Annotated in this window: 12 protein-coding genes; 7 read left to right on the top strand and 5 right to left on the bottom strand. The window is 72.7% G+C overall.

The genetic code is table 11. The features are described from left to right. Nucleotides 1–127 precede the first annotated feature (127 nt). From H8R17_RS16245 to H8R17_RS16230, 4 genes are all read right to left on the bottom strand, one after another. Nucleotides 128–394 (bottom strand): hypothetical protein, encoded by a 267-nt coding sequence (locus H8R17_RS16245; RefSeq protein ID WP_187823899.1) that lies wholly within the window; start codon nt 392–394, stop codon nt 128–130. Nucleotides 395–655: 261 nt separating this feature from the next. Next, nucleotides 656–883, bottom strand: a complete 228-nt coding sequence (locus tag H8R17_RS16240; protein WP_159535660.1) for a DUF3107 domain-containing protein — start codon at nt 881–883, stop codon at nt 656–658. Nucleotides 884–1,030: 147 nt separating this feature from the next. Further along, nucleotides 1,031–1,678: a TetR/AcrR family transcriptional regulator gene (locus H8R17_RS16235; RefSeq protein WP_187823898.1), complete on the bottom strand. Its 648-nt coding sequence runs from the start codon at nt 1,676–1,678 to the stop codon at nt 1,031–1,033. Nucleotides 1,679–1,885: 207 nt separating this feature from the next. Then, nucleotides 1,886–2,110 carry a hypothetical protein gene (locus H8R17_RS16230; RefSeq protein ID WP_187823897.1) on the bottom strand — a complete coding sequence of 75 codons (225 nt, stop codon included), beginning with the start codon at nt 2,108–2,110 and terminating at the stop codon, nt 1,886–1,888. Nucleotides 2,111–2,301: 191 nt separating this feature from the next. Between H8R17_RS16230 and H8R17_RS16225 the strand changes: the two genes are divergently transcribed. The 7 genes from H8R17_RS16225 to moeZ all read left to right on the top strand — a co-directional run bounded on the left by H8R17_RS16225 (nt 2,302) and on the right by moeZ (nt 11,999). Beyond that, complete coding sequence (locus tag H8R17_RS16225; RefSeq protein ID WP_187823896.1) at nt 2,302–3,360, top strand: alpha/beta fold hydrolase; 1,059 nt, start codon at nt 2,302–2,304, stop codon at nt 3,358–3,360. Between the two features lie 8 nt (nt 3,361–3,368). Next, nucleotides 3,369–4,985, top strand: coding sequence for a DUF3152 domain-containing protein (locus tag H8R17_RS16220; protein WP_187823895.1), 1,617 nt, complete (start codon nt 3,369–3,371; stop codon nt 4,983–4,985). 263 nt (nt 4,986–5,248) lie between these two features. Beyond that, nucleotides 5,249–6,961, top strand: a complete 1,713-nt coding sequence (locus H8R17_RS16215) for a DUF3492 domain-containing protein (protein ID WP_316959417.1) — start codon at nt 5,249–5,251, stop codon at nt 6,959–6,961. Between the two features lie 506 nt (nt 6,962–7,467). Continuing rightward, nucleotides 7,468–8,733 carry a hypothetical protein gene (locus H8R17_RS16210; protein WP_262505286.1) on the top strand — a complete coding sequence of 422 codons (1,266 nt, stop codon included), beginning with the start codon at nt 7,468–7,470 and terminating at the stop codon, nt 8,731–8,733. Nucleotides 8,734–9,066: 333 nt separating this feature from the next. Then, nucleotides 9,067–10,026 carry an NAD(P)-dependent oxidoreductase gene (locus H8R17_RS16205; protein ID WP_187823893.1) on the top strand — a complete coding sequence of 320 codons (960 nt, stop codon included), beginning with the start codon at nt 9,067–9,069 and terminating at the stop codon, nt 10,024–10,026. Then, on the top strand, nt 10,014–10,757 hold the full coding sequence (locus H8R17_RS16200; protein WP_187823892.1) for a spherulation-specific family 4 protein: 744 nt from the start codon (nt 10,014–10,016) through the stop codon (nt 10,755–10,757). The genes H8R17_RS16205 and H8R17_RS16200 overlap by 13 nt, the downstream gene beginning before the upstream one ends. A 63-nt stretch (nt 10,758–10,820) precedes the next feature. Further along, nucleotides 10,821–11,999 (top strand): adenylyltransferase/sulfurtransferase MoeZ, encoded by a 1,179-nt coding sequence (moeZ, locus tag H8R17_RS16195; protein ID WP_187823891.1) that lies wholly within the window; start codon nt 10,821–10,823, stop codon nt 11,997–11,999. Between the two features lie 65 nt (nt 12,000–12,064). Here the strand turns inward: moeZ and H8R17_RS16190 are convergent, their stop codons facing one another. Continuing rightward, complete coding sequence (locus H8R17_RS16190) at nt 12,065–13,564, bottom strand: alpha/beta hydrolase (RefSeq protein ID WP_187823890.1); 1,500 nt, start codon at nt 13,562–13,564, stop codon at nt 12,065–12,067. Nucleotides 13,565–13,609: the final 45 nt, after the last annotated feature.

The following is a 13,609-nucleotide window of genomic DNA, read 5'->3' as shown; positions in this document are numbered from 1 at the left end:
CCTCCGGTCTCCCCATACCACAACAACGAGGACCAAGGCCCGAAGCCACGGCTTGTTTCCCGGCAAGCCCTAACTACACGGCATTGGGTCTAGGAGTGCTGTCCGGGGCGCCGCCGACGGCGGCGGCTCAGGCCGTCGCCGATCGCCGGCGGAGTCTTCCCGCGGGGCGCAGCAGCAGCGAGACGGACGCCACGGAGACGGCCGCCGCGCCGAGCAGGACCAGCAGGGTGCTCGCGTCCAGGGCGCCGTGCATGAGGAAGGCGCCCAGCAGGGCTCCCGCGACGCCGGTCGACAGGACCAGGGGACGGGCCGGGAGGCGGTGCCCCAGACGCTGGGTCGCCACCCACGCCAGAACGAGGCCGAGTACCGCGGAGCTGAGTGCTTCCAAGATCATGTCGGGTCCCTCCCACACGGCCGGCCTGCCCGGAACGGTCGTAGCCCGTCTTACCCCTGACCTGCGGAATCCAATCATTCTCTGTGCGCGACTGTGAGCCGTCCGTGGAGGAGCGGTGGCAGAGCCCGGCCACCGGCGGCCGACGGGTGCCGCGGGCAGCGGAAAGGGCCCGGCGATGCTGGCCGCCGGGCCCTTCCTGTGACTGCTTCTGGCGTCCGCGGCGTGTGACTGCACGCCGCTGTCCGCGCCTTGGGCGTGCGCTTACAGCGCGCCGAAGCCCACCTTGCGCGGGGCCGGCTCGCCGATCTCCACGTACGCGAGGCGGTCGGCCGGGACCAGGACCTTGCGGCCGTGCTCGTCCACGAGGCTCAGCAGCTGCGACTTTCCGGCCAGCGCCTCGGCCACCACGCGCTCGACCTCCTCGGCGCTCTGACCGCTCTCCAGAACGATCTCGCGCGGCGCGTGCTGCACGCCGATCTTGACCTCCACGGCTATGTCCCTCCGACGGTCAGTGAAGTGCGCGACCTTCCGCGCCGTACCCAGCACACATTAGCCCGGTGCGGGGACGTACACGCTCCCGCCGGGAACGCCAACAGCGAACAATCGCTGGGAACAAGAGCCCCGCCGGCGCCGCCGTCAGTGGTGCTGCTGCTCGCTCCCGTGCAGCGGGAAGCCCGCGATGCCCCGCCACGCCAGCGAGGTCAGCAACTGCACCGCCTGGTCGCGCGGCACGCTGCGGTCGCTGTGCAGCCAGGAACGGGCCACCACCTGCGCGAGGCCGCCGAGACCGGAGGCCAGCAGCATCGACTCCGCGCGCGACAGGCCCGTGTCCTCGGCGATGACGTCGCAGATGGCCTCCGCGCACTCGTTGGTGACCTTGTCGACGCGCTCGCGCACGGCGGGCTCGTTCGTCAGGTCGGACTCGAAGACCAGGCGGAAGGCGCCGCCGTCGTCCTCGACGTACGCGAAGTAGGCGTCCATTGTCGCCCGCACGCGCTGCTTGTTGTCGGTCGTCGACGCGAGCGCGTTCCGTACGGCCTGGATCAGCGACTCGCAGTGCTGGTCCAGCAGCGCGAGATAGAGGTCGAGCTTGCCCGGGAAGTGCTGGTAGAGCACCGGCTTGCTCACGCCGGCGCGCTCGGCGATGTCGTCCATCGCGGCCGCGTGGTAGCCCTGCGCCACGAAGACCTCCTGGGCGGCGCCCAGCAGCTGGTTCCGTCGGGCACGACGCGGCAGGCGCGTGCCCCGCGGGCGTACCGCCTCTGTCTGCTCGATGGCTGTCACGCCGCCTCCCAAAGTCGTCCACTTGCGGTGTGCGCCGCGCGGCCATCGTACTTTTCGGTAACCGTGCTGTGCGCGGTGCGAGCGCAGAATTTCATGGACCGGACAGCGGCGAAAGCCGGACAGAAAGTTTCAAACCAGGTCGGAGCGGGCAAGATTTGTCCTCTTTCCTGCTCAGCAACGCTTTCTGTTGCACACCGTCGGTATGCGTCACCGGTAGTCGTCTTCGTCGAGGGAGATCACCCGGGCCTGTTCCGCCAGGTCGGCCTCGTTGGCGCGGTCCTGGTCCTCGCCGGTCAGCCGGTCGTCGCGCTGCTGCGCGAGGTCCGCGTGCTGCTCGGCCGCGTCGACCTCGGGAGCCTCGACGGCGATCTCCTGTGCCTCCTGAGCGTCCTCGTCCTCGAAGGTCTCGGGATCGGTGGGGTCTACGGCCATGATGGGCTCCCTTCCTACGAACGTCCCTGAGGAAAGCAGGGGTCACACGCGGGTGCCCTCTGTATGAGCCTATGAGACGCGCGATCTGGGCGCTATGTGATCCGGCCCTGCTCGTCGCTGTCGTGCCATTGACCGAAACCTATGACGCCGAACACATGAACCACCGCGTGATCGTCTCGTAACATTGCCGCATGTCTTCGACCGAGCTGCCGTCCGCGCAGGCCTCCCATGTGCTCCCGAAGGCGATGCCCGTCAGGGTTTCGGAAGGCGAGCGGCTCAGGTCGGTGGGGCTGCCCGGGATCACGCTGACGGTGCGTTCGAGGCAGCCCGCGCGCGAGGGGCTGCCGCCCGCGCTGTACGTCCACGGACTCGGCGGTTCCTCGCAGAACTGGTCGACGCTGATGCCGCTGCTGGACGACGTCGTGGCCTCCGAGGCCGTCGACCTGCCGGGCTTCGGCGACTCCCCGCCCCCGGACGACGGCGACTACTCGGTCACCGGGCACGCGCGCGCCGTGATCCGCTATCTCGACGGGGCCGGCCGCGGTCCCGTCCACCTCCTCGGGAACTCACTCGGCGGCGCGGTCACCACCCGCATCGCCGCGCTGCGGCCCGACCTCGTCCGGACGCTCACGCTGGTCTCGCCCGCGCTGCCGGAGATCCTCGTGCAGCGCACGGCCATGCCGACGGCCCTGCTCGCGGTGCCCGGCGTGGCGCCGCTGTTCACCCGGCTCACCAGGGAATGGACGGCCGAGCAACGGGTCCGCGGCGTGCTGGCGCTGTGCTACGGCGATCCGGGGCGGGTGAGCCCGGAGGCGTTCCGCAACGCAGTGGAGGAGATGGAGCGGCGGCTGCGGCTGCCGTACTTCTGGGACGCGATGGCGCGTTCCGCGCGCGGGATCGTCAACGCCTACACGCTGGGCGGCCAGCACGGGCTCTGGCGCCAGGCCGAACGGGTCCTCGCGCCGACCCTCCTGATCTACGGCGGCCGTGACCAGGTCGTCGGCTTCCGCATTGCCCAGCGTGCGGCCCGCGCCTTCCGCGACTCCCGGCTGGTCACCCTGCCGGAGGCGGGGCACGTGGCGATGATGGAGTACCCCGAGACGGTGGCCATGGTCTTTCGTGAACTCCTCGCGGACGCCGAGGAGTCGGACACCGGCGCGGGCGCGTCCGTGTCCTACGGTTACCGTGCAGGCGCCGGTGCGGGTGAGGCCGCGGGCGGTGGGTCCATAGACGAGAACGTGGGAGGCTGAGGCGCGACATGGGACGCCACAGCCGACGCGGCCCCGCCCCCAAGGGCGACGCCGTGGACACCACTGCGAGGCGGGACGGTCTTCGACCGGGACAAGGGCAAGGGCAGGGTCAGAACGCTGGGCCGGGGGCCGGTCAGGGAGGCCGGCCGGGGCCGGGCGCGGTGCCTGGTGCGCGTGGCCCGGCCGGGCCCGGTCCGGGTGGGCCCGGCGGGCCTGGCGCGAGCGGCCCTGGTGGGCCCGGTGCCTGGCCGGCGCGGGGACCGCGGCCGATGCCGCCGGCGGGGGGAGCGGGACCCCCGGGGTACGGAGGTCCGCGGCTGCCGGACGGCACGCCCGCGCATGGCTTCCCGCGGCTGGCCGACGGCCCGCCCGCGGGTGGCGGACCGCGTATGCCGGACGGTACGCCCGCGCGCGGGGTGCCCCGAATGCCCGACGGAACCCCCGCTCACGGGTTCCCGCGGCTGGCCGACGGCACCCCCGCGCGCGGTGTCCCCCGAGTGCGCGGCGGCCATCCCGAGCAGCGTGAACATGATGGCGGCTGGGGCGAGTTGGGGGGCGGGTACGGGACCCCCGCGGAGGCCGGTCCGGCGCCCGTACCGCGGCAGCGACAGGCGCCCCAGGCAGGGCCGCGGCAGGACTACCTCGACGCCTTCGACTCCGGCGACTTTGGACGTGGCGAGGACGACGACGCGTTCGCGCGCCGTGGCTCCGCGTCGGCGGATCCGTATGCCTCCGCCACCGACCTGCACAGCCGCGAGGCCGGCCCCGACACCTCCGACGACGACGCACCGCCGACCGGCCCGACCGCGCAGGCCAAGGGCGCCAAGGGCCGGACCTTCACCGGCATCGCGGCCGCCGCCGTCACCACCGTGCTGGCCGTCACCGTGGCCGGCCAGGTCACCGACCAGCGCGACGGCGGCGACCTCCAGTCGCAGTCCGCCACCGACCCGGACCTCGACGCCCGGGACTCCGCCACGCGCGGGGACGGGCGGCCGGCGCCCTCCGGCGCACCGGGCGCCACGATGCTGACGTACGACCAGAAGATGGACCAGAAGTACGAGGTCAGCGCCACGCTCAAGGCCTCGGGAAAGTTCGACGCGATCCCCGGCATCGACCGGGCGCCCGGCACGGGGCAGAAGTACACCTACCGCGTGGACGTGGAGCAGGGGCTCGGCCTCGACGGCGAACTCTTCGCGCAGGCCGTGCAGAAGACGCTGAACGACGACCGCAGCTGGGCGCACAACGGCGCGCGTGCCTTCGAGCGCATCTACTCCGGCGAGCCCGACTTCGTGATCACCCTCGCCAGCCCCGGCACCACCGCCGTCTGGTGTGCCAAGTCCGGCCTGGACACGACCGAGGACAACGTGTCGTGCGACTCGGCGGCCACCCAGCGCGTGATGATCAATGCCTATCGGTGGGCGCAGGGCGCGAAGACGTACGGCAACCAGATCCACGCCTACCGCCAGATGCTGATCAACCACGAGATCGGCCACCGGCTGGGTTACGGCCACGTCACCTGCGACAAGGACGGCGACCTCGCCCCGGTCATGCAACAGCAGACAAAGTTCCTGGACCATGACGGGATTCACTGTCTGCCCAACGCCTGGCCATATCCGAAGAGTTGACAGCGGGCCGGCCCTCGACCCCGTCTCCTCCCTCAACCTCCGCCGTACCGTGGGCGAGTCCATGCTCTTTGTGACGATCCGCAGCCGGATGGTCCCTTAGCGCGACGAACGCGCGCCGCACAGGAAAGTTACGCCCGTTCACCCCTTTTGGTGGCGCGATGGACAACCGTCCGCCGCGCCACCGCCTTGTCCGCATACGTTCGTCCCGCTGCGAGCCGCCGGATCAACGGCGGCTCCCCATACGGGAGATCGGGGGTGCACTCGTGCGCATCGGACTGCTTACGGAGGGTGGCTATCCGTATGTGAGCGGTGACGCCAGGCTCTGGTGCGACCGGCTCGTGCGCGGGCTCGGGCAGCACGAGTTCGACGTCTACGCGCTCAGCCGCAGCGAGCACCAGGAGGCCGAGGGCTGGATCCCGCTGCCGCCGCAAGTCAGCAGCGTGCGTACGGCACCGCTGTGGACTGCCGGGGACGACGGTGCCGTGCTCGGCCGCCGTGCGCGCCGGCGCTTCGCCGAGTGCTACGGCGACCTGGTGGGCGTGCTGTGCGAGGGGGACGCCGGAGAGGTGCCCGGCGGCTCCGAGGAGTCGTCGGCCGTTCAGGCGGACCGTTTCACCAAAGCCCTGTACGGCCTCGCCGACCTCGCCCGCGGCGAGGGGGGCCTGGCCGGAGCGCTCCGCTCCGAGACCGCCGTACGCGCCCTGGAGCGTGCCTGTCGCGCGCCCGGCGCCGCCCGTACAGCGCGCGAGGCGCGTGTCCCTGACCTGCTTGCCGTCGCCGCGCACCTGGAACGCGCCCTGCGCCCCCTCTCGCTCGACTGGTACGAGGACGACGGGCTCGCTGCCGTCGACCTGTGCCACGCGGCTTCCGGCGGCACGGCCGCCCTGCCGGGCCTGCTCGCGCGTCACTTCACCGGCGTACCCCTGCTGGTGACCGAGTACGGCGTGCACCTGCGCACGCACTACCTCACCTCGCCCGACGCCCCGCCCGCGGTGCGGTCCCTGCTCGCCGCCTTCCACGGCAGACTCGCCGCCGAGATCTACGGCCGGGCCGCGCTCGTCACGCCCGGGAACACGCACGCCCGCCGCTGGCAGGAGCGCTGCGGTGCCGACCGCGAGAAGCTCCGCACGGTCTGTCCCGGCATGGACGCCGCGCCCTTCGCGGAAGTGGGCGAGTCCCCGGAGTGCGGGGACCCGGACACCCTCGTCTGGGTCGGCCGCGTCGAGCCCGCCAAGGACCTGGTCTCACTGCTGCACGCGTTCGCGGAGATTCGCAAGGAGGAGCCCAACTCGCGGCTGCGCGTCATCGGTGCCCCTGCCGGGGCCGAGGGTGCGGCATATCTCGGCCACTGCCGGGCGCTCGCCGCGCAGCTCTTCCCCGACGAGGCCGACGGCCTGCACACCGTCGGGGACAACCCGGTGTCCTTCGAGGAGGTCGGCGGCCCGGACGTGCCGTCCGTCGCCGACGCGTACGCCTCCGGTGCCGTGGTCGTGCTGTCCAGTGTTGTCGAGGGCTTCCCGATCGGCCTGGTCGAGGCCATGTTCTGCGGGCGGGCGACCGTGTCCACCGACGTCGGCGCGGTCGTGGAGGTGATCGGCGGCACCGGGCTCGTCGTGCCGCCGCGCAATCCGCGGGCGCTCGCCGAGGCGTGCGTTGCGCTGCTGCGCGACCCCGAGCGCCGTGCACGCTTGGGGGCCGCCGCGCGCGCCCGCGCGCTCGAACTGTTCACCGTCGAGCAGAACATCGCGGCGTTCCACGGCATCTACCTGGAGATCGTCTCGCACTGCCCGGTGCGCCGCGTCGTCCTCGACGAGGCCGGTGAGCCGCTGCCGTTCGGCGTTCCGGCCGAGGTGCACGTCCCGGGCCGCTGGACCGCCCCGGTCACGCGTGCGCTGTCCCGCGGCGGCCCTGGCTGGGCCACGGGCCGCCCCGTACATACCACCAGCGCCGTCCCGGCCACGGAGGGAGCGCGATGAGCGACCTGGGCGAACTCGACCCCGCAACACCGGCCAGCCCCGGCGCGTGGGACGCACGGTCGAGCGACCTGCTGGCGGGGGAGGAGGGCGGTGGTCGCGACGGCGGGGCGTACCGGGTCGGCGGTGGGGCGGCCGCGTTCAGCGGTGGTTCGGGCGCGTACGGCGGTGGTCCGGTCGCACGCGGTCGGTCGGTGTCCGGGGCCGAGAATGACACGTGCGGGGGTGCTGCGGCGTCTGGCGCGGGGGCGGATGTCCGCGGTGATGCGGCGCTCGGTTCGGGGGAGGGCGTCTCCTGCGACACGGCGCTCGGTTCAGGGAGCGGCTTGGCCGGTGGTGTCGCGGCGCCTGTCGTGGGACACCGGGATTCGGGCAGTGGCTCGTTCGGTGCTCTCGCGTCGTCGGGTGCGGCGGATGACGAGCGCGGAGCTGGGGTGCCCGGTTTCGGGGCCGGCTTGGACAGCGACGCCAGGACGCCTTTTGCGGGACACCGGGATTCGGGGAGCGGCCTGGACGGCGACGCCGCGGCGCCCGTCACAGGGCGCGGCGATACGGCACCGGGCGGCCGTTCCGCCGACGTGCGTGCTGCCGACCAGCCTCAGCCCTCCTCCCGCCGTACCTCCACGACCGTCCCCGAGGCGGCGCCGGCCACCGCGCACCGCGCCGCCGACCGCACAGCCGCCCCGCCCCGGCGCACCGCGGCCGACCCGGTGAAGGCGTTGCTGCACCGGCACCGTGAGCTGTGCGAACGGGCCGTGCATCCCCTGGAGATCGCGGCGGTGCTTGAGGCGCAGGGCGTCACCGACCGGACCGTCGCGCGCTTCCGGCACCGGGACGTCTTCTCCCTCGCGGAGGAGATGTACGCCCGTGTCCCCCGCGACGGGGACACGCCCCCGCCGTCCACGCCCGCCCCGCCCCTCCGGGCCCGCGCCGACTGGGCCCTCCTCACCCTGTTCCCCGGCGCCCTGTGCGCCGTGACCGTGGCCGCCCTGCACCTCACCCACGGCCGCACCCGCCTGATCGCGGCCACCGTGGGCGTCCTCGCCGTAACCCTGGCCCTGCGCGCGGCCGTACGCCGCGGCCCCCTGGCCGTTGCCGACCGCGCCGCCGCCCCCGGCGCCGGACTGTGGACCTGCTGGCTGATCGGCTACGCCCTGCTCGGCGACGGACTGCTCACCGCCGCCCTCACCGGAGGCCCCGACGCCCTGCCCACCGGTGCCGCCGACGGCCCCTGGCCTCTCACCGCTGCCCCCGTCCTGGCCCTCGCCCTTTCCTGCGCCCCCGCCGCCTGGACCGCCCACCTGTTCACCGCGCGCGCCCGCCGCAAACTCGCGGCCAGCCGCGCCCTGCAGGACTTCGCCGCCTCCGCGCGACCGCTGCTGCTGGCCGCCTTCGCCCTCTACCTGGGTGCCCTGGAAGGCCTGCTCACCCTTGCCGCCGCAGCCCTCGACGAACCGCCCGCCTACGCCCCGGCCCTCGCCCTCGGCGCTCTCCTGTTCCTCGCCCGCCTCCTCGCCGCCCATGGCTTCACGCAGGCCCCGGCGGTGGTACTCACCGCCGCCGCCACGGCCCAGGCGACCGCCCTGGCCACGGTGTTCGCCGCTCGCCTCCCCGGGTGCGACCTCCTGGCCATCCCCGTGGAGACCCTCGTCACCGCCTGGGGCCCGGCCGCCGTTCCCACCCTCACATGCGCGGTAGCGGCCCTCACCCTTCTGCTCCCCGCCACCCGAAAGCTGACCAGCGCCTCGGCCCACGCCCAGGAGCGCCCATGCTGACCGCCGCGGACCGGCACGCACCGCCCGAAGAGCACCTCAGGCGCCCGGCTTCCCGGAACGCCGGACACCGGGCCATACCCCCGCAGGGTCCGGCCATATCCCCGCAGGCCTCGGGGCGGGCCCTGCCCCCGACTGGGCCCCGGGCTCACCCCTGGGCCCGGCCTCGGGCTCTGCCCGCCCAACCGCCGCGACCGTCCGCACAGGCCGCGACACCCATCCGCACCCGCCGCCGCAGGCGTCCGAACCGGCCGTGGCAGGCATCGCAACCCGTTCGAAGGAGAAAACCCAGATGATCACTTCCCGCCCAGCTGACCCGGCCCCGGGAGCCGCCCGATGAGGGTCCTGCTGATCGGAGCCAACGGCTACATCGGCCGCTTCGTCGCCGACCGCCTGCTCGCCGACCCGGCCGTCCAGCTCACCGCCCTCGGCCGCGGCGACGACGCCGACGTCCGGTTCGACCTCGCGTCCGGCAGCCCCGGCGCACTCACCCGCTTCCTCGACGCGGTCCACCCCGGCGTCGTCATCAACTGCGCCGGCACCACCAGAGGCGGCGCCCGCGAACTCACCCGGCACAACACCGTCGCCGTCGCCACCGTCTGCGAGGCCCTGCGCCGCAGCGGCTGCGGCGCCCGCCTGGTGCAGATCGGGTGCAGCGCGGAGTACGGCCCCAGCCAGCCCGGCTCCTCCACCGCGGAGGACGCCGTCCCACGCCCCGGCGGCCCCTACGGCGTCAGTAAACTCGCCGCCACCGAACTCGTCCTCGGCTCCGGCCTGGACGCCGTCGTCCTGCGGGTCTTCTCACCCGCCGGCCCCGGCACGCCCGCCGGCTCCCCGCTCGGCCGCCTCGCCGAGGCCATGCGCCGCGCGATGCAGTCCGGCGACGGCGAGCTCAAACTCGGCGGCCTCGGCGCCCAGCGCGACTTCGTCGACGTCCGCGACGTGGCCCGCGCCGTGCACGCGGCTTCCCTCTCCGCCGCACAGGGCGTCATCAACATCGGCTGCGGCCGCGCCGTCCGCCTCCGCGACGCCGCCGCGACCCTCGCCCGCGTCGCCGGCTACGGCGGTGCCCTGCACGAGCTCGACGGACCGCCCATCCCACTGAGACCCACCATCGGCCACCCCCGCCCCGACCCCGATCACGGGGGCCCGGTCGTGTACCCGTACCCGGACGGCTGCGGCAGCTGGCAGCAGGCCGATGTGCGCACCGCACGCGACCGACTCGGCTGGCGTCCCCGGATCAACCTCGAAGAGTCCGTCGCCGACATCTGGATGGAGGCGGCATGCCGTATCTGAGCGGCGCCACAGCCACCGCGTCCAGCACCGACGTGGGCACCGGCTTCGGCATCCCCGGCTATGCCCACCCCCTCGTCGCCCCCGCCGAGTGGGGCGAACTCACCCGCCCCGGCATCCCTCTGCACTGGGTCGTGCTCAACGTCGCCGGCGGCCCCGGCACCCTTCCCGACCCGCACTGCCTGGCAGCGGCCGGCCGGCTGCGCAACACGGGCGTCCGCGTCCTCGGCCACCTCGACGTCGCCCACGGCGCCCGCACCGACGTGCTCCCCGATGCGCAGCGGTACCTCGACTGGTACCGGGTCGACGGCTTCCTCCTGGACCGCTGCCCTGCCGACCGCGCCGCGCTGCCCGGGATCCGGCGCACGATCGCCACGCTCCGGGCGCTGAGCGACGACGCCCACATCGTCCTCGGCCACGGCACCCACCCCCACCCCGACTACGCCGAGAACGCCGACCAGCTGGTCACCTTCGCCGGGCCGTGGAGCGACTACCGCTGGTCGCAGGCCGAGGAGTGGACCGCCGACTACCCGCCCGGCCACTTCTGCCACTTCGTCCACGGCGTGCCCCGCCCCCACCTGGAGGAGGCGCTGCGCATCGCCCGCTGGCAGGGCGCCGCGACGATCTGGATGACCGACCGCACGGACCGCGGCGGCGGCACCGACCCCTGGGAGACCATGCCCGGCTACTGGGACGAAATCGTCTCGCGGATCGGGACGGGTGTCTCGGAATGAAAAAGCCCGTGGCAGTGTTACGGGGAGAACAACTGTAGTGATTGACCGACCAACGGAGTCCCCGTGTCGCTGCCACCCCTGGTCGAGCCAGCCTCTGAGCTCACCGTAGACGAGGTCCGCAGGTACTCCCGCCACCTGATCATCCCCGACGTCGGGATGGACGGGCAGAAGCGGCTGAAGAACGCCAAGGTGCTCTGTGTGGGCGCCGGCGGCCTTGGCTCGCCGGCGCTGATGTACCTGGCCGCCGCGGGCGTCGGGACGCTCGGCATCGTGGAGTTCGACGAGGTCGACGAGTCGAACCTGCAGCGCCAGATCATCCACAGCCAGGCCGACATCGGCCGCTCCAAGGCTGAGTCCGCCCGGGACAGCGTCAAGGGCATCAACCCGTACGTGAACGTGGTCCTTCACGAGGAGCGGCTCGAGGCCGACAACGTGATGGACATCTTCCGCCAGTACGACCTGATCGTCGACGGTACGGACAACTTCGCGACCCGCTACCTGGTCAACGACGCCTGCGTGCTGCTGAACAAGCCGTACGTGTGGGGCTCGATCTACCGCTTCGACGGCCAGGCCTCCGTCTTCTGGTCCGAGCACGGCCCCTGCTACCGGTGCCTCTACCCGGAGCCCCCGCCCCCCGGCATGGTCCCCTCCTGCGCCGAGGGCGGGGTGCTGGGCGTGCTGTGCGCGTCCATCGGCTCCATCCAGGTCAACGAGGCCATCAAGCTGCTCGCCGGCATCGGTGAGCCGCTGGTCGGCCGGCTGATGATCTACGACGCCCTGGAGATGCAGTACCGCCAGGTCAAGGTCCGCAAGGACCCCGACTGCGCGGTCTGCGGCGAGAACCCGACCGTCACCGAGCTCATCGACTACGAGGCCTTCTGCGGCGTCGTCTCCGAGGAGGCCCAGGCGGCGGCCGCCGACTCCACGATCACTCCCAAGCAGCTCAAGGAGTGGCTCGACGACGGCGAGAGCATCGAGATCATCGACGTCCGCGAGCCGAACGAGTACGAGATCGTCTCCATCCCCGGCGCCCGGCTGATCCCGAAGAACGAGTTCCTTATGGGCACGGCCCTGGAGAGCCTGCCGCAGGACAAGAAGATCGTCTTGCACTGCAAGACGGGTGTCCGCAGCGCGGAAGTCCTCGCGGTGCTGAAGTCGGCGGGCTTCGCGGACGCCGTCCACGTGGGCGGCGGCGTGATCGGCTGGGTCAACCAGATCGAACCGCACAAGCCGGTCTACTAGGCCGGCCTCCCTGCGTGAGCGGCGGGGGCTTCGGGCATCACGGGTGCCCGAGGCCCCCGCCGCCGTCATGAGCAGACCTTGCCGTCCTTCGGCACCGTGCCGTTCAGCAGGTACGCGTTCACCGCCGAGTCGACGCAGTCGCTCCCACTGCCGTAGGCACCGTGTCCCTCGCCCCTCCAGGTGAGCATCACACCGACACCCTTGCCCAGCTCGTCCGCCATCTTCCGGGCGCCCTCGTAGGGCGTGGCGGGGTCGCCGGTGTTGCCGACCACCAGGATCGGCGCCGCTCCGGGCGCGTTCACCTCCGGGGTGTCGTGCTGTCCCGGTACCGGCCAGTCGTGGCACCAGCCGGCCGTGTCCCAGCCCATGGAGGCCCCGAACACGGGCGAGATCCGCTCGAACCTCGGCAGCAGCTCCTTTGTCTCCGCCACCGTCGGCCGCTGCCTGCTGTCCAGGCACGATATGACCCGTTGCGAGTGGGCCGTCGTGCCGTAGTGCCCCGACGGGTCCCGCTCGTTGTAGCCGTCGGCGAGCGTCAGTAGCTCCGAGCCGTCGCCCTGCTCGGCCGACTCCAGCGCGCTGGTCAGCGCGGGCCAGCTGTCCTTGCTGTACAGCGGCAGGATGATGCCGGTGAGCGCGAGCTGCTGGGTCAGCTTCCGCCCGGGCGACGACGTCGGCAGCGGCTCGGCGTCGATCCGCCGCAGCATGTCCGCGATCTTCCGCGTGCCCTGCTCGGGGTCTTGGCCAGTGGACCTGAGGTAGTCGTTCAGCGCGCGCTGGAAGCCCCTGGCCTGGTTCTCCGCGTTGCCCACCGTGTCGGCGCCCGGGTCGACGACCGCGTCCAGGACCATCCGCCCCACGGTCTTCGGGAACAGGTGGGCGTAGACGCCGCCGAGTTCGGTGCCGTAGGAGATGCCGAAGTAGTGCAGCCTGTCGTCGCCGAGGACCTGGCGCATCAGGTTCATGTCGCGGGCGGTGTCGGTGGTGGAGACGTGCGACATCAGCTTCCCGACGGACTTCTGGCAGCCCTTGCCGAAGGCGGCGGCGTCCTGGAAGTACGCCCTCTCCTCGGCCGGGGTGTCCGGGGTGGAGTCCACGGCCTCGGCGGCCCGGATCTCCTTGTCGCCGCGGCAGCGGACGCCCTCGCTGGCGGCCACCCCGCGCGGGTCCCAGCTCACCAGGTCGTAACGCTCGCGCAGCGAGGAGACGTTGGAGACGTACGACGGCATCATGGACACGCCCGAGCCGCCCGGGCCACCGAAGTTGAACAGCATCGAGCCGATGCGGTCCTCGCCCCGTGCCTTCGCGCGGATCAGTGCCAGGCCGATCGTCTCGCCCTCGGGCTTCGACCAGTCCAGCGGCACCTTGAGCGTCGCGCACTGCCAGTCGCTGCTCGGCGCGGGGCCGCCGCCGGTGGCCTTGCAGCGCTCCCAGTCGAGCTTCTGGGCCGTCAGTGGTGCGTCGCCCCCGTCGTCCTCCCCGTTGTCGGACGCGCCGCTGCTGCAGCCCGCCGCCAGCAGTGCGGCGGCGGCCATCAGAGCCGTCCACCGGACCAAACGCCTCATGCCCTACCCCCTCGCAAGCCTCCGCGCCGTGCCGCGGATGGCGGT

It is taken from the genome of Streptomyces sp. TRM68367, from assembly GCF_014495685.1.
Taxonomy (GTDB): domain Bacteria; phylum Actinomycetota; class Actinomycetes; order Streptomycetales; family Streptomycetaceae; genus Streptomyces.
The sequence above is the reverse complement of the archived record's forward strand: the minus strand, read 5'-3'. Positions and strand labels throughout refer to the sequence as shown.